Here is a 14663-nt window from a genome sequence, read left to right as displayed (position 1 = left end):
GGTACTGCTCCCCAACTTTCTCGCATTGCTTCTCCAACCCACTGATCCAAAAGCACTTCTTCAGTGGCACAACGCTTGCTACTTCCTCCACAGAACCCTAGGCCCCGTGGAGGTGCAGCATGGTCATCCCGCTCAAAGGCGCCGCCCCGTGCGCGCCGCATCCAACCCCTCACCACCGAGGCGCGCCAACATGAGCGGCAAGGTGCGCCCGGCCTACCTGGGGCTGCTGATCGGCCTGGCGCTGATCAGCCTGGGGGTAGCTTACGAAAAACTCTGGTGCGACCCCCGCGAGCTCTTGCAGGAAACCGCCGACCCTTTGGCCGAACGCCGCCTCAGCCGCGACGGCGTGACCGTGGAGTTCGAGGCCAGCCCCCTGGCCGGCAGTGAGTTGCGCGAGGGCGACTTTGCCAACATCCGCTTCAAGGTCAGCGACCAGAGCAGCGGCCAGCCGCTGTCGGGCATGGCCCCCGGCGCCTGGCTGGACCCAGCGCAATCGGCGCCGCCCGGCGATCGCGACAGCAGCTGCAAGGCACGGGTGGCGCTGTTCCTCAAAAGCAGCATCGGCGCGCGGCCGCTGCTGGACCTGAACAGCTACTTTCTGCTGGTGCTGAACAAGGACGCCAGCCTCACGGTGATCGACCCGACGGTGTCGGTGGGCGGGGTCACCAGCACCCTGGCGCGCATCGACCTGCCGGGCCGGCCCATGGACTGGGTGGCCACCGGCGACGACAAGCAGGTGTTCGTGTCGATGCCCGAGCGCGGCCAGGTGGCGCTGATCGACACCGAGACCTTCCGCCGCGTGGCCATCCTCGAGGCCGGCGCGCAGCCGCTGCGGGTGGCGCTGCAGCCCGACCAGCGCCTGCTGTGGGTGGGCAACAACAGCGATGACCCGGCCAAAGGCGGGGTGACAGTGATCGATGTGCCCAGCCGCACCACGCTGAAGTCGTTCAGCACCGGCTCCGGGCACCACGAGATCGCCTTCAGCGCCGACTCGCGCTATGCCTTCGTCAGCAATCGCGACGCCGGCACCCTGAGCGTGATCGACATCACCGAGATGCGCCTGGCCAAGACCTTGGAGGTCGGCCCGCAGCCCCTGTCAGTGACCTACTCGCCATTGTCCCAGGCGGTGTACGTGGTCGATGGCCAGGAAGGCACGGTGCGGGTGATCGACGCCCGCAGCCACCAGCCTCGGCACACGGTCAAGGCCGAGCAGGGCCTGGGGCCGATGCGTTTCAGCAGCGACGGGCGCTTTGGCGTGGTGCTCAACACCCTGGAGAACCAAGCATTGGTGATTGATGCCAGCACCGACCAGTTGATCCATCGCATCCCCGTGGCCGCCGAGCCGTACCAGCTGACCTTCACCAAGGCCTACGCCTATGTGCGCGGCCTGGCTTCGCCAAAGGTGAGCATGATCAACCTGGCCAGCCTCGGCCAGGGCCGCACGCCGATCGTCCAGGGCTTCGAGGCCGGCCCCGCCGCGCCGCGCCAGGCCGGCGACCTGCCGCTGGCCCAGGGGCTGAGCGTGTCCCGCGACGACAACGCGGTGTTCGTGGTCAACCCGGTGGACAACACCACCTACTTCTATGCCGAAGGCATGAACGCGCCGATGTCCGGCTACAACAACCGTGGCCACCAGGCCCGCGCGGCGATCGTCATCGACCGCAGCCTGCGCGAGGTGGCGCCCGGGGTGTATGGCTCGACGGTGAGGCTGCCGGCGGCTGGCACCTTCGACGTGGCGTTCCTGCTCAACCAGCCGCAGATCATCCATTGCTTCAGCACCGTGGTAGCGGCGCTGCCCCAGGCCAGCGGGCACAAGGCCGTGCGCGCCGAGTTCATCGGAATCGACCGGCCGCTGTTGCAGCACAGCCGGTTCATGGCGCGGGTGCGCATCCTCGGTGAGGACGGCAAGCCACGCACCGGGCTCGGTGACCTGAGCCTGCGCTACTTCCTGGCGCCGTCGTCGCTGCCGCGCAACCTGCCGCTCGACGAAGTGGGCGAGGGCGAGTATCAGGCCGCGTTGACATTGCCTGAAGCCGGCGCCTGGTACCTGCATGTGCAGTCGCCGAGCCTGGGGCGCAAATTCGCCGAAGAAAACTACACCAGCCTGCGGGTCCTGCCGGCCGCCGCGGCGCCTACCGCTTCCCAAGGGGAACCCAGGAGTGTGCGATGAACGCCAACCATCCTCGTCAGCTGATCGCCCTGAGCCTGCTGCTGGCCAGCCACCTGGCCCTGGCCCATGGCGGCCACGACCATGGCGGGCCGCCCGCGCCACCGCCGCCGGCCCATCAGGAAAAGGCCAGCGTGCGCTTCGCCGACGTGTCGCTGCTCGACCAGGACGGCATGCCGGTGCGCCTGGAGCAGGACCTGGTGGGTGACCGCCTGGTGGTGATGGGCTTCATCTACACCAGTTGCACCACGGTGTGCCCGGTGGTGTCGTCGATCATGGGCAAGGTCCAGCAGCAACTGGGCGGGCGGGTGGGCGAGGAAATTCGCCTGGTGTCGATCAGCGTCGACCCGCAGCGCGACGACGCCAAGCGCCTGGCCAGCTATGCCCGGGCCTTCCAGCACGGGCCGGGCTGGAGCTGGCTGACCGGCTCGCCCTACGCGATCAGCGAGACGCTCAAGGGGTTGGGCAGCTTCAGCGCCAACCTCAGCGAGCACCCGCCGCTGATCCTGGTGGGCGACGGCCGCACCGGACACTGGACGCGCTATTACGGTTTCACCGACCCCAACGTGCTGATCGCCGAGCTCAACCGCCTCAGTGCGCGGCGCGTGCACGCAAAGACCACGGCCATCGCTGGCCAGGAGGTGCAGCCATGAGCAGCCTGAGCCCACGCCCTGCGGGCATGCGCAGCTTCGACTGGGTGGTGCTGGTGGCCTGCCTGTGGATTCTCGCCTCGGTGGCCTATGCCCACGAAGGCCACGCTCCGCCGCCGCAACCCGCGCCCCAGGCCATGGTCAGCGGCGGCGGTACGCGTGATGCGCAGACCTGGTTCACCGACACCGTGCTCAAGGACCAGAACGGCCGCGAACTGCGCTTCTACAGCGACGTGCTCAAGGACAAGGTGGTGATGCTCAATGTCATGTTCACCCACTGCAACGATGCCTGCCCGCTGATCACCCGCAAGCTGCGCGAAGTGCGCGAGGCCATGGGCGCGGAGCTGGCGGCGCAGGTGACCTTCGTCTCGGTGAGCAGCGACCCGCTCAACGACACCCCCGAGGCGCTCAAGGCCTTTGCCGTGAAGCAGGGCGTGGACGGGCCCAACTGGGTGTTCCTGACCGGCGACAAGGCCAGCGTGGACCTTGTGCTGGGGCGCCTCGGGCAGTTCCTGCCCAGCCCCGAGCAGCACTCGACGCAGTTGATCGCCGGGGATGTGGCAGGCAAGCGCTGGAGCAAGATCCGCCCCGACGCGCCGCCTGCGGCCATTGCCCAGCGCATGCAGTTGCTGGCACAGCCCCTGGCAGGGCGGTGAGCATCATGAGTCGCCGGACAATTGGGCGACACAGCTCCTGTGGGAGCGGGGCAAGTGTCAGATATGGGCAGTCTCTTTGCCTGATGCTGATCCTGATTCTGTGCAGCACCACGCACGCCCTCGACCTGACGGCCCAGGAGCTATCGGGTAAACGTCTGTACCGTGAAGGGCTGTCCAGCAGCGACGCCCAACTGCTGGCCCGGGTGGGAGCCAGTGACATGACGGTGCCCGCCAGCGTGCTGCCCTGTGCCAGCTGCCACGGCAACGACGGGCGTGGCCGCAGCGAAGGCGGGGTGCGACCCCCGAGCCTGGACTGGCAGCGCCTGGTCCTCGGGCCGAGCGTGCGTGAAACCAACAACCGGCGCTACCCGGCCTACACCGAGGCCAGCCTGGCACGGGTCATCCACAGTGGCATCGACCCCGCCGGCAACCGCCTGGACCCGGCCATGCCGCGCTTCGACCTGAGCCTGGCCGACCAGCGTAACCTCACCGCGTATCTCAAACGCCTGGGTGAGGAGCGCGATCCTGGCGTGGAGGAGGGTGTCTTGCGCTTGGGCACGCTACTGCCGGAAAGCGGCGCCCTGGCCGAGGCCGGGCGGGTGGTACGGGCGGTGCTGGAAGACGGTGTGGCCCAGATCAACCAGCAGGGCGGTGTGCATGGGCGGCGCTTGCAGCTGGTTGCGCTGGACCCCGGGTCCGATCCGGCCAGCACCGGGCAAGCCTTGGACACGCTGTTGCGCCAGAAGCAGGTGTTCGCCTTGATCGCGCCACTGGCACCTCAGCTCGACAGTGCCACGCTGGCCCGGGAAGGCGTGCCCCTGGTGGGCGGCACGCCACGTGACGGCGGTGGCGCGCAGGTGTTCGACCCGCTGCCTTCGCTGCCCGAGCAGTTGCTCAGCCTGGCGGTGCATGCCCGTGATGGGCTCGGCATGCCCACCGATGCCTTGCAGGTGATCTATGCCGGTGAGGACCAGGCCGCCGCTGCCACTGCGTTGCAGGTCCGCTTGCGCAGCCTGGGCTTTGCCGTGCCTGAGGCGCAGGTATTCAACGGCCAGGCACCGAGCGGTGAGGGCATTGTTTTCCTCGGTCGCGCGCCGGCTTTTGCCGAACTGGCCGAGGCATTGCAAAAGCAGGGGCGAACACCGTACTTGTTCGCCGCTTCCAGCCAGGTGGCCAGCGTTGTGCCGACGCTTTCGGCGCAATGGTCGCAGCACCTGTTGCTGGCGTATCCGTTCGTCCCGGGTGATTGGACCGACACTGGCCGGGCGATGCTGGCCGGCGTTCGGCAACGCCAAGGGCTGGACGCCAGGCAGGCATCGTTGCAGGTCGGCACTCTGTGTGCCTGGCGGTTGATGACCGAAGCGTTGAAGCGGATCGGACGGGACGCCAGCCGTGAGCAATTGAACGCCGCCCTGGAGCAATTGCACACGGTCGAAACCGGCCTCACGCCCCCCCTGGGCTTTGGCCCGGGGCGGCGTCAGGGCATGGCCGGTGCCCATGTGGTGGCGGTGAGCTTGCCGGGGCCTGGGTTCACCGAGGTTGCGCCGTATCGCGCCGTGCCACAGGCACCATGAATACTGTAGGAGCGGCTTCAGCCGCGATGAAGCCAACACGATGCAGGGCACCCGCTGCGCGGGTGATCGCGGCTGAAGCCGCTCCTACAAGGGCCGTACAGATGTTGAGAGGAGGCTGCCATGCGTATCCTGCTGCTGTGCCTGCTGTTGGGCGTCCCCCCGGCCATTCTCGCCGACGTCCCTGTGGCCCGGGTCAACGGCGTGGAGATCGGCGCGCTGCGCCTGGAGCGCTACTTCACCGAGTACCTGCAAGCCCAGGGGCGGGCGCTGGCGAGCATCCGCAACCCCAACCTGTACCAGCGCCTGCGCGACCAGGCCCTGGACGAGCTGATCGACAAGGAACTGTTGTGGCAGGAAGCACGCCGGCTAGGCATCGTCATCGACGACGCGCAGGTGAGGGCACAGATCGCCGAAGTCGAGACTGCTTTCGGCAGCCCAGCCGTGTTCGCCCGCCGCCTGGAAGACGCAGGCTTCGATCGCGACAGCTTCGCTGACTACACTCGACATGAGATGGCCGCCCAGGAAGCGTTCGCGCGGCTGACCGTGGTCGACGAGCCCAGCGCCGCCGAAATCGCGGCCTTCCAACACGCCAATCGGCAAAGACTGCAAGGGACGCAGAACCAAAGTGATAACACTTCTGTCTTACCGGAACCGGACCAGCGCCTGGCCAGGGACGCGCTGGTCGCGCAGTTGCAGGCCCAGGCCCGCCAGGCCGTGCGCCAACGTTTGCGCGAATCCGCTACAGTGGAGCGCGCTGACTGAGCGGTGCGACAAAGCGTTTCCCCAACTGTGGGGAAAGCGGGTTTGGCCAAATGCCATCACTTCCCCGGTTATGGGGGAGTGCGCGCCCGCGAGCCCTTGGCGATATAAAAATTTCGATAAGAAACAGTTAGTTGAATGTGGTGCGCAATGACCCTTCATGCCTGGCACGAAGCCTGCTCAAGCCTCTACAAGGCCGCACTTCGCAGACCGGGAGACCGGGCAGTTCATGGGAGTGGACCTTGGTGAACAGAGTATTGGTAGTCGACGACGAACAGACCCTTGCGCAGAACCTGCAGGCGTATCTGCAAGCGCAAGGCCTGGAAGTCCACGTCGCCCACGATGGCGCCAGCGGTATCAGCGAGGCTGAAGCCCTGGCACCGGATGTGATCGTGCTGGACTATCGCTTGCCCGACATGGAGGGGTTTCAGGTCCTGGAGACCGTGCGCAGGAACAGGCCGTGCCATTTCGTGCTGATCACCGCCCACCCGACCGTCGAGGTGCGTGAGCGGGCCGCCGAGCTGGGTGTGAGCCACGTCCTGTTCAAGCCGTTCCCGCTGATGGAACTGGCCCGCGCGATCTTCGACCTGATGGGCATCGAGCGCCAGCGCAGGGCCACGGACCGTCCGGCCGAGGGTTTCGTCGAGCGACGCCAGAACCGGAACGAGTCGTTCCCCTTGCAGTTGTACGATGGCAGCTGGGTCCTGGCCGACCGCCGACGCAACGGTGGCCAGCCCCCCGAACCTGACGACGACCAACTGCTCACCGGGGAATAGCGGCGCCCGCGGCCACTTCCCCAGCCTGCGACGCGCCCCTGAGCGGAGTCGCAGGCCATGTCCCAGGCATTCGATACAGACGCACAGCAAGCGCAGGGCTACTCCCGCGATCTCCTGAACCAGGCCCGCGTCCAGGCAGGTGAAGCCCGCCTGCTGACCCACCTCGAGCGCCTCGCCGGCGAACCGCCCGCCACCTTCACCCAACGCCTGGCCGCCACCCTGCATTACCCGGTGCTCGACACCCAGGCCTTGTTCGCCAGCAAGCCAGCCTTCGACCGGGTCAACCTGGCCCAGTGCCTGAAACGCGAGTTCGTCCTGGTCGAACACGGCGGTCAGTTGGTCGGTGTATTCGCCGACCCCTTCGACAGCGCTCGCCTGGCCTGGATCGACGACTGCCTGCAGGGCGCGCCGCTGTACCTGGCCCACGCCGCCGACCTGGCGGCGTTCCTGGCGCGTCACGAAGAGAGCTTCCATGCCGTCGATACCCTCGACAGCAACGCTGAGGCCGGCGCTGATGCCGACCCGCTGCAACGTCTGTCGCTGACCAGCATCAGCGAAGACCAGAGCCAGGTGGTCAAGCTGGTCAACGCCACCCTCTACGACGCCCTCAAGCAGCATGCCAGCGACATCCACCTGAGCATGACCGGCCAGGGGCTGACCATCAAGTACCGTATCGACGGCGTGCTCAACAGCGCCGGCAAGGCCAGTGGCGGCGCCTTCGCCGAGCAGGTGATCTCGCGGATCAAGGTGATGGCCGAGCTGGACATCGGCGAGAAGCGCATCCCCCAGGACGGCCGCTTCAAGGTGGCCATCGGCGAGCGCCAGATCGACTTCCGTGTGTCGATCATGCCGAGCATCTTCGGCGAGGACGCGGTGCTGCGGGTGCTCGACAAGCAGGACCTGTCGGACAAGGTCAGCGGCGTGCAGTTGCAGGCCCTGGGCTTCGAGGAGCACACCTTGCGCGCCCTGCGCCGCCTGGCCAGCGAGCCCTACGGCATGATCCTGGTCACCGGCCCCACCGGCAGCGGCAAGACCACCACGCTGTACGCCATGCTCAGCGAGATCAACCACGGCGTCGACAAGATCATCACCATCGAAGACCCGGTCGAGTATCAGCTGCCCGGGGTGTTGCAGATCCCGGTCAACGAGAAGAAGGGCCTGACCTTTGCCCGCGGCCTGCGCTCGATCCTGCGCCACGACCCGGACAAGATCCTGGTCGGCGAGATCCGCGACCCGGACACCGCGCAAATCGCCGTGCAGTCGGCGCTCACCGGGCACCTGGTGTTCACCACCCTCCACGCCAACAACGTGTTCGACGTGATCGGCCGCTTCAGCCAGATGCAGGTCGACCCCTACAGCTTCGTCTCGGCGCTCAACGCGGTGCTGGCCCAGCGCCTGGTGCGCCTGGCCTGCCCGCACTGCGCGGCGGCCTGCGTGCCGGACGACGAACTGCTCGCGGCCTCGGGGTTGAACCGTGACGGTGTGGAGGGCTGGCGGTTCATGCGCGCCCAGGGCTGCGGCCAGTGCCGCGGCAGCGGTTACCGCGGGCGCAGCGCGATCGCTGAACTGCTGCACCTGGACGACGACCTGCGGCAGATGATCGTCGAACGCCGGCCCCTGGCGCAGATCCGCCAGCTGGCCTGCCAGCGCGGCCTGCGCCTGCTGCGGGCCTCGGCCCTGGACCTGGTCCGTGCGGGCCGCACCACACTGGAGGAGATCAACCGTGTCACATTCATTGCCTGATCACTATTGCGCCGTGCTCGGCGCCGAGGGTGTCGGCCTGGGCGGCTGGCACGGTCGTCACCATCACTGGCTGGGCAGCCGCCCGTTCGACTGCCAGGCCGCGCAACCGGCCTGGGGCGCGGCGCTGGCCGCCCTCGACCAACTGCTCGCCGCGCATCCGGTTAAAGGTGGGCAACTGCGGGTGTTGCTGTCGGCGCGCTTCAGCCGCTTCTGCCTGGTGCCCTGGAGCGCTGCCATCGCCACGCCACGTGAGCTGGAAACCTATGCCCGGGCTTGTTTCGAACAGCTCTACGGGCAACCGCTGGATGACTGGCGCATCGTGCTGTCGCCGGAGCCTGCCGGGGCCGCACGGATCGCCACGGCACTGCCTGAGGCGCTGTTGCTGGGCTTGCGCGAACTGGGCCGGGAACGCCGCCTGAGCCTGCGTTCGGTACAGCCCTACCTGATGGCCGCCTACAACCGTTGCGCGGCGCAGATGGCCCAGGGGGATTTCCTCTTCGTGCTCGCCGAGCCACGCCGCAGCGTACTGCTGCTGGCCGCCGACGGCGCCTGGCAACAGGTGCTGGCCCAGGGCTGCGCCGACACCGACCAGGCCCTGCGGGCGTTGATCGCGCGTACTTGCGAGTTGTACGGCGGGCAGCCGCCACGGGTCTATCTGCATGCGCCAGGGCGCCAGGCAGCCGCGGATATCGGTGCGGTGCAGCTGTGCCCGCCGGCCGCCGAGGCCGATCCACTGTGCGCCATGTGGCGGGCGGTGGCCTGACATGCGCCGCCTCGACCTGGAATTCCAACCCCGGCGCAACGGCTCGCTGGCCTGGGCGCTGCTGGCCCTGGGGGGCGCCGCGCTGGCGGTACTGGTGCTGGCCCAGCAACAGCTGGTGAGCGAGCAGACGGGCCTGGAAGCCCGTGTGCACCAGCTAGAACTGCAACTCGGCCGCCGCCCGGCCAACGCCGCGCCACAAAGCAGCGCGGTGGTCCGCGAACAGGCCGAGCGCCTGGCGCAGATGCGCAGCGTGTCGCAGCAGTTGCAACGGCCCTGGCAGCAGCTGTTCGCCATGCTCGAGGCCATGCCCCAGGAGGATGTGGCGCTGCTCAGCCTCACCCCCGATGCGCGCAAGGGGCAGGTGCGCATCACCGCCGAGGCCCGCGACCTGGAGGCCATGTTGCAGTACCACCAGCGCCTGGAACGCAGCGAAGAGCTGTCGGATGTGTCGCTGCTCAACCACGAGATCGTCGCTGGGCAGGCCGAGCATCCGGTGCGTTTCAACCTCACCGCCACCTGGGAGACCGGCCATGCGCGTCCCTAGCCTGATCCTGCATGAGGCTGTCCAGCGCCTGGGGCGCGTGGGGTTGGCCGCGATCCTGATGGCCCTGTTGGTGGTGGCGGTGGCCCTGGCCGGGGTGCTGCCGCTGTGGCAGCAGGTGCGTGAGCTGCGCGCCAGTGAGGCGGACGCCAGTGTCCAGGTGCAGCGCCTGGCGCGTGGCGAGCTGAAGGTCCAGGTGCAGCCTGAGCAACAGGCGCTGGACGATCTGCGCCAGCAACTGCCTGGCCAGCCCCAGGCCAGCGAGCTGATCGAACGCCTGTACCGGCTGGCCGAGGCCGAGCGCATCAGCCTGGCCCGTGGCGAGTACGCCTTGGGCGTCGATCCCAAGACCCAGCTGGCGCGTTACCAGATCGTCCTGCCGGTGCGCGGCAGCTACCCGCAGATCCGCGGGTTTCTCAAGGCGCTGCTGGGCCAGTTGCCGACCCTGGTGCTGGAAGACCTGGAACTGCAACGCAAGCGGATCGGCGAGCGTGAACTCACCGGCCGGGTACGCATGACCCTTTACCTGTCGAGGTCGTGATGAACATTCAGCGCGTGGTGCTGTGGGGTGGGTTTCTCGGCTTGAGCGCGGCATTGGCTTGGGCGCCGGGGCACTGGTTCGACCAGGAAGACGAGTTGGCTTCAATCGCGGCTGAAGCCGCTCCTACAGGCACGAAACCTGTAGGAGCGGCTTCAGCCGCGAAAGGGCCGGCACAGGCTTCCAAAGACCTGTTCCCGGCCCAGCAATGGACCCCTCCGCAAACCCTGGCCACCGTCACCGAACAACCCGTGGTCACCGCCCCGGTGGTGGCCGCGCCCACGGCGCCGGCGCTGCCGTTCCAGTTCGTCGGCCGCCTGGGTGACCGTGACGACCTGCAGGTGTTCCTGCAGAACGGCGAAAAGCTCTACGTCGTGCGCCAAGGCGACGTGATCGAAGACACCTACCGCCTCGACCGGGTCTCGGCCAGCGAGCTGAGCCTGGTCTACCTGCCACTGCACCAGCCACAGACCTTGTCTGTAGGGAGCGCACCATGAAGCCTTCGAAGTCGTGCAAACCTGCGCCGTTCCTGCTGCTGGCCCTGTGCGTGGCCATCGCCGGATGCGGCTCCAGCGCGGTGCGCAAGGATAGCGCGGACCTGATGAAGGAGGGCCAGTACGAAGCCGGCATCGCCCGGCTGGAAGAGGCCCTGCGCGACGACCCGCGCGACACCGAGCTGAACATCGCCCTGGCCCATGGCCGCCAGGCGGCGGTCGAGGCGCTGTTGGGCCAGGCTGACAGCGACCGTATCCGCCATGACTTTGCCGGTGCGCGCATGGGTTACGGCCGGGTGCTGACCCTCGAGCCGAACAACCGCCGCGCGCAAGAGGGCATCCGCCAGCTGGAGCTGATCCGCACCCTCGACGAGCGTGTCGCCCTGGGCCAGGCGGCGCTGCGCCAGGGCGACCTGTTCGGTGCCGAGCGCTACATGCGCGAAGTGCTGCGCCTGGACCCGCAGAACCAGAAGGGGATCATGCTGCGCAGCGACATCGAGAACGTCCAGGCGCGCACCGCCCAGCCGTTCCCGCAGTTGCGCAGCAAGCTGGAGCGTCCGGTCACCCTGGAGTTTCGCGACGCCAACCTGAAGACCATCTTCGAGGTGCTGGCCCAGGTCGCCGGGATCAACTTCATCTTCGACCGCGACCTGCGCCCGGACATGAAAGCCACCATCTTCGTGCGCGAGGTGCGTATCGAGGACGCCGTGGCGCTGCTGCTGGAGCAGAACCAGCTGCGCCAGAAGATCGTCAACGACAACACCCTGCTGGTCTACCCGGACTCGCCGCAGAAGACCAAGGACTACCAGGAACTGGTCATGCGCACCTTCTACCTGACCAGCATCGACGCCAACACCGCGATGAACATGCTCAAGACCATGCTCAAGACCCGCGACGTGTTCGTCGACGAGCGCCTCAACACCCTGACCATGCGCGACACCCCCGACGCGGTGCGCATGGCCGAGAAGCTGCTGCAGTCCCAGGACCAGTCCAACCCCGAGGTGGTGCTGGAGGTGGAGGTGATGGAGGTGGCCACCTCGCGCATCCTCGACCTCGGCCTGCAATGGCCCAACACCTTCGGTGTGCTGACCAGCGACGGCAAGTCGGTCAGCGTGCTCGACCAGCTGCGCGGCATCGACTCCAGCCGCATCAGCATCTCGCCCGCGCCACAAGCCAAGATCAACGCCCAGGACAAGGATATCAACACACTGGCAAGTCCTGTGATCCGGGTCAGCAACCGCGAGCAGGCGCGCATCCATATCGGCCAGCGGGTGCCGATCATCAGCGCCACCTCGGTGCCTTCCACCCAAGGGCCGGTGATCACCGAAAGCGTCACCTACCTCGACGTCGGCCTGAAGCTTGAGGTGCAGCCGACGGTGCACCTGAATAACGAAGTGGCGATCAAGGTGGCGCTGGAGGTGAGCAATGCCACGCCGCTGGAGGCGACCCGCCAGGGCACCATCCCGGTCCAGGTCGACACCCGCAACGCCCAGACCAGCCTGCGCCTGCACGATGGCGAAACCCAGGTGCTGGCCGGGCTGGTGCGCAACGACCACAACGCCAGCGGCAACAAGATCCCGGGGCTGGGGGACATTCCCGGCTTGGGCCGGCTGTTCGGCAGCAACAAGGATGACATGAGCAAGTCCGAGCTGGTGCTGGCGATCACCCCGCGCATCGTGCGCAACCTGCCGTACCAGAGCCCGTCGGACATGGAGTTCGGCACCGGCACCGAGTCGAGCATGCAGGTCCGGCAGATGGCTCGGCCGTTGCCCGCGAGCGATGGCGACGAACAGCCGGGTAGCGTGCCCATGGTCGAGGGCCAGATGGCCGTGGTACCGCGGCCATGAACCGCCAACGAGGCTTCAGCCTGATCGAGGTGGTGCTCACCCTGGCGCTGCTGGGCCTGCTCGCCAGCATGGCCGCGCCACTGACCGAGACGGTGGTGCGCCGTGGCAAGGAACAACAGCTGCGCGAGGCCCTGTACCAGATCCGCGACGCCATCGACGCCTACAAGCGCGCCTTCGACGCCGGCTACATCGAGAAGCGCCTGAATGCCAGCGGCTACCCGCCGAGCCTGCAGGTGCTGGTCGAGGGCGTGCGCGACGTGCGCAGCGCCAAGGGCGCCCGGTTCTACTTCCTGCGCCGCATCCCCCGCGACCCGCTGCGCCCGGCCAAGGCCGACGACCAGGGCGGCTGGGGGCTGCGCGCCTACGACAGCAGCGCCGACAACCCGCGCGAAGGCGAGGACGTGTTCGACGTGTATTCCACGGCCACGGGCAAAGGCCTGAACGGCATCCCCTACGGGCAATGGTGACAGTGATGAAACGCAGCCAAGGTTTCACCCTGATCGAGCTGCTGGTGGTGATGGCGATCATCGCGACCCTGATGACCATCGCCTTGCCGCGCTACTTCAACAGCCTCGAGGCATCCCGCGAGGCCACCTTGCGCCAGAGCCTGGCGGTGCTGCGCGAGGCCCTGGACCACTACTACGGCGACACCGGGCATTACCCCGATTCCCTCGAGCAACTGGTGGAACAGCGCTACCTGCGCAACACCCCGGTCGACCCGATCAGCGAACGCCGCGATGGCTGGCGACTGCTGCCGCCACCCGAGGGCGTGGCGGGCGGCGTGGCCGACATCAAGAGCGGAGCCAGCGGGAGGGCGCGCGATGGCAGCCTCTATGCCGAATGGTGAAGCCGGCTTCACCTACCTGGGCGTGCTGCTGCTGATCGCGGTCAGCAGCGTGGCCCTGGCCGCCACCGGCATGCTGTGGGCCACCAGCGCCCAGCGCGAGCACGAGCGCCAACTGCTGTGGGTGGGTGGCCAGTACGCCCAGGCCCTGCGCAGCTACTACCGCGCTTCGCCGGGGCTGGCCCAGTACCCGCAGGACCTGGGCGAGCTGGTCGAGGACAACCGCTTCCCCACGCCACGCCGGCATATCCGCAGGCTGTACCCCGACCCGCTGACCGGCAGCGACGACTGGGGCCTGCTGCGCGCGGTCGATGGCCGCATCACCGGTGTGCACAGCCGTTCCGCTGCGCTGCCGCTCAAGCGCAGCGGCTTCGATGCCCAGTGGAGCGGCTTCGAGGGGCTTGAGCACTACAGCGACTGGCAGTTCGTTGCCGAGCAGGCCTTCGCCGAAGGCGCCGGTGGCGCGCGCCGGCACAACGGCCCGGGAGACGCGCCATGAACCGCCTGGCCATCGCCCTGTGCCTGTGCCTGGTGTTGCCGGGCCAGGCAAGTGCCGGCGACGAGGACGAGATGATGGGCTTCATCGTCGACAACACCATCTCGCACATCGGCCACGACTTCTACTACGCCTTCAGCGACCGGCTGCGCGCCACCAGCCGGCTGGACTTCAACCTCGTGGTGCGCGAGCGCCCGGATGCCCGCTGGGGCAGCCTGGTGACGGTGGAGTACGAACGCGAGGTGGTGTACCGGCGCTTCCTGCCGCCGAACACCACGCAACTGAACGACGAGGCCATCGAGGCCGCGGACCTGGTCCGCCAGCAGATCGTCCAGCGCAAGCTGCAACGGCTGCTGCAGGACACAACCGACCTGGAGAGGGACGAGCTATGAGCACCCACACCCCCCTGCGTATCGCCGCCTGCCTGCTGGCTGCCAGCCTCGCCGGCCAGGCCCTGGCCACGGAGCTGGTGTACACGCCGGTGAACCCGGCGTTCGGCGGCAACCCGCTGAACGGCACCTGGCTGCTCAACAACGCCCAGGCGCAGAACGACCACGACGACCCGGACCTCAAGGACCGCGCCTCGGCGTTCAGCGGCACCAGCGCCCTGGAGCGCTTCAGCAACCAGCTCGAGTCGCGGTTGCTGGGGCAGTTGCTGGACAACATCGGCAACGGCAAGGGCGGCAGCATGGCCACCGACGCCTTCCTCATCGATGTGCTCGACGACTCGGGAGCCCTGAGCATCCGGGTCACCGACCGGGCCACGGGGGAAGTCTCGATCATCGACGTGAGCGGCCTGAACCCCTGAGAGGGGC

General features: G+C 67.8%; 17 protein-coding genes. All 17 read left to right on the top strand.

Annotated elements, in window-relative coordinates:
- Nucleotides 1–190: 190 nt before the first annotated feature.
- The 17 genes from JYG34_RS13650 (at nucleotide 191) to JYG34_RS13570 (ending at nucleotide 14656) form a co-directional block, all read left to right on the top strand.
- Nucleotides 191–2170 (top strand): cytochrome D1 domain-containing protein, encoded by a 1980-nt coding sequence (locus JYG34_RS13650; RefSeq protein WP_213656940.1) that lies wholly within the window; start codon nucleotides 191–193, stop codon nucleotides 2168–2170.
- Nucleotides 2167–2820 carry an SCO family protein gene (locus tag JYG34_RS13645; RefSeq protein WP_213656939.1) on the top strand — a complete coding sequence of 218 codons (654 nt, stop codon included), beginning with the start codon at nucleotides 2167–2169 and terminating at the stop codon, nucleotides 2818–2820. Before JYG34_RS13650 ends, JYG34_RS13645 begins: the two co-directional genes overlap by 4 nt.
- Nucleotides 2817–3473, top strand: coding sequence for an SCO family protein (locus JYG34_RS13640; protein ID WP_213656938.1), 657 nt, complete (start codon nucleotides 2817–2819; stop codon nucleotides 3471–3473). The genes JYG34_RS13645 and JYG34_RS13640 overlap by 4 nt, the downstream gene beginning before the upstream one ends.
- Before the next feature lie 83 nt (nucleotides 3474–3556).
- Nucleotides 3557–5047, top strand: a complete 1491-nt coding sequence (locus tag JYG34_RS13635) for an ABC transporter substrate-binding protein (RefSeq protein WP_249746165.1) — start codon at nucleotides 3557–3559, stop codon at nucleotides 5045–5047.
- 120 nt (nucleotides 5048–5167) lie between these two features.
- Nucleotides 5168–5809, top strand: coding sequence for a SurA N-terminal domain-containing protein (locus JYG34_RS13630; RefSeq protein WP_213656937.1), 642 nt, complete (start codon nucleotides 5168–5170; stop codon nucleotides 5807–5809).
- A gap of 239 nt (nucleotides 5810–6048) precedes the next feature.
- Nucleotides 6049–6582, top strand: a complete 534-nt coding sequence (locus JYG34_RS13625; protein ID WP_213656936.1) for a response regulator — start codon at nucleotides 6049–6051, stop codon at nucleotides 6580–6582.
- 57 nt (nucleotides 6583–6639) lie between these two features.
- A complete protein-coding gene (locus JYG34_RS13620; RefSeq protein WP_213656935.1) occupies nucleotides 6640–8325 on the top strand; it encodes a GspE/PulE family protein in 1686 nt (561 codons plus the stop codon).
- Entirely contained in the window at nucleotides 8306–9088 is a 783-nt protein-coding gene (locus JYG34_RS13615; protein WP_213656934.1) for a hypothetical protein, read from the top strand. Before JYG34_RS13620 ends, JYG34_RS13615 begins: the two co-directional genes overlap by 20 nt.
- A gap of 1 nt (nucleotide 9089) precedes the next feature.
- Nucleotides 9090–9632 carry a PilN domain-containing protein gene (locus JYG34_RS13610; RefSeq protein ID WP_213656933.1) on the top strand — a complete coding sequence of 181 codons (543 nt, stop codon included), beginning with the start codon at nucleotides 9090–9092 and terminating at the stop codon, nucleotides 9630–9632.
- Nucleotides 9619–10170, top strand: a complete 552-nt coding sequence (gene pilO / locus JYG34_RS13605) for a type 4a pilus biogenesis protein PilO (RefSeq protein WP_213656932.1) — start codon at nucleotides 9619–9621, stop codon at nucleotides 10168–10170. Before JYG34_RS13610 ends, pilO begins: the two co-directional genes overlap by 14 nt.
- The gene (locus JYG34_RS13600; RefSeq protein WP_213656931.1) at nucleotides 10170–10664 is read left to right on the top strand and encodes a hypothetical protein; all 495 of its coding nucleotides are present in this window, start codon (nucleotides 10170–10172) and stop codon (nucleotides 10662–10664) included. Before pilO ends, JYG34_RS13600 begins: the two co-directional genes overlap by 1 nt.
- Entirely contained in the window at nucleotides 10661–12508 is a 1848-nt protein-coding gene (locus tag JYG34_RS13595; RefSeq protein WP_213656930.1) for a secretin N-terminal domain-containing protein, read from the top strand. Before JYG34_RS13600 ends, JYG34_RS13595 begins: the two co-directional genes overlap by 4 nt.
- The gene (locus tag JYG34_RS13590; protein ID WP_213656929.1) at nucleotides 12505–12975 is read left to right on the top strand and encodes a type II secretion system protein; all 471 of its coding nucleotides are present in this window, start codon (nucleotides 12505–12507) and stop codon (nucleotides 12973–12975) included. The genes JYG34_RS13595 and JYG34_RS13590 overlap by 4 nt, the downstream gene beginning before the upstream one ends.
- Nucleotides 12976–12980: 5 nt before the next feature.
- A complete protein-coding gene (locus tag JYG34_RS13585; RefSeq protein ID WP_213656928.1) occupies nucleotides 12981–13355 on the top strand; it encodes a type II secretion system protein in 375 nt (124 codons plus the stop codon).
- Nucleotides 13330–13851 carry a type II secretion system GspH family protein gene (locus JYG34_RS13580; RefSeq protein WP_213656927.1) on the top strand — a complete coding sequence of 174 codons (522 nt, stop codon included), beginning with the start codon at nucleotides 13330–13332 and terminating at the stop codon, nucleotides 13849–13851. Before JYG34_RS13585 ends, JYG34_RS13580 begins: the two co-directional genes overlap by 26 nt.
- Nucleotides 13848–14240 (top strand): curli production assembly/transport protein CsgE, encoded by a 393-nt coding sequence (gene csgE, locus JYG34_RS13575; RefSeq protein ID WP_213656926.1) that lies wholly within the window; start codon nucleotides 13848–13850, stop codon nucleotides 14238–14240. Before JYG34_RS13580 ends, csgE begins: the two co-directional genes overlap by 4 nt.
- Complete coding sequence (locus JYG34_RS13570) at nucleotides 14237–14656, top strand: curli assembly protein CsgF (protein ID WP_213656925.1); 420 nt, start codon at nucleotides 14237–14239, stop codon at nucleotides 14654–14656. Before csgE ends, JYG34_RS13570 begins: the two co-directional genes overlap by 4 nt.
- Nucleotides 14657–14663 lie beyond the last annotated feature (7 nt).

Source organism: Pseudomonas entomophila (assembly GCF_018417595.1).
Lineage (GTDB): Bacteria > Pseudomonadota > Gammaproteobacteria > Pseudomonadales > Pseudomonadaceae > Aquipseudomonas > Aquipseudomonas entomophila_C.
This window is presented reverse-complemented; position numbering and strand designations above follow the sequence as displayed.

Excerpts from the sequence above, each read along its gene's own strand:
- JYG34_RS13650 (WP_213656940.1), top strand. The coding sequence starts at position 191 with ATGAGCGGCAAGGTGCGCCCGGCCTACCTGGGGCTGCTGATCGGCCTG.
- JYG34_RS13645 (WP_213656939.1), top strand. The coding sequence starts at position 2,167 with ATGAACGCCAACCATCCTCGTCAGCTGATCGCCCTGAGCCTGCTGCTG.
- JYG34_RS13640 (WP_213656938.1), top strand. The coding sequence starts at position 2,817 with ATGAGCAGCCTGAGCCCACGCCCTGCGGGCATGCGCAGCTTCGACTGG.
- JYG34_RS13635 (WP_249746165.1), top strand. The coding sequence starts at position 3,557 with ATGCTGATCCTGATTCTGTGCAGCACCACGCACGCCCTCGACCTGACG.
- JYG34_RS13630 (WP_213656937.1), top strand. The coding sequence starts at position 5,168 with ATGCGTATCCTGCTGCTGTGCCTGCTGTTGGGCGTCCCCCCGGCCATT.
- JYG34_RS13620 (WP_213656935.1), top strand. The coding sequence starts at position 6,640 with ATGTCCCAGGCATTCGATACAGACGCACAGCAAGCGCAGGGCTACTCC.
- JYG34_RS13610 (WP_213656933.1), top strand. The coding sequence starts at position 9,090 with ATGCGCCGCCTCGACCTGGAATTCCAACCCCGGCGCAACGGCTCGCTG.
- pilO (WP_213656932.1), top strand. The coding sequence starts at position 9,619 with ATGCGCGTCCCTAGCCTGATCCTGCATGAGGCTGTCCAGCGCCTGGGG.
- JYG34_RS13600 (WP_213656931.1), top strand. The coding sequence starts at position 10,170 with ATGAACATTCAGCGCGTGGTGCTGTGGGGTGGGTTTCTCGGCTTGAGC.
- JYG34_RS13595 (WP_213656930.1), top strand. The coding sequence starts at position 10,661 with ATGAAGCCTTCGAAGTCGTGCAAACCTGCGCCGTTCCTGCTGCTGGCC.
- JYG34_RS13590 (WP_213656929.1), top strand. The coding sequence starts at position 12,505 with ATGAACCGCCAACGAGGCTTCAGCCTGATCGAGGTGGTGCTCACCCTG.
- JYG34_RS13585 (WP_213656928.1), top strand. The coding sequence starts at position 12,981 with ATGAAACGCAGCCAAGGTTTCACCCTGATCGAGCTGCTGGTGGTGATG.
- JYG34_RS13580 (WP_213656927.1), top strand. The coding sequence starts at position 13,330 with ATGGCAGCCTCTATGCCGAATGGTGAAGCCGGCTTCACCTACCTGGGC.
- csgE (WP_213656926.1), top strand. The coding sequence starts at position 13,848 with ATGAACCGCCTGGCCATCGCCCTGTGCCTGTGCCTGGTGTTGCCGGGC.
- JYG34_RS13570 (WP_213656925.1), top strand. The coding sequence starts at position 14,237 with ATGAGCACCCACACCCCCCTGCGTATCGCCGCCTGCCTGCTGGCTGCC.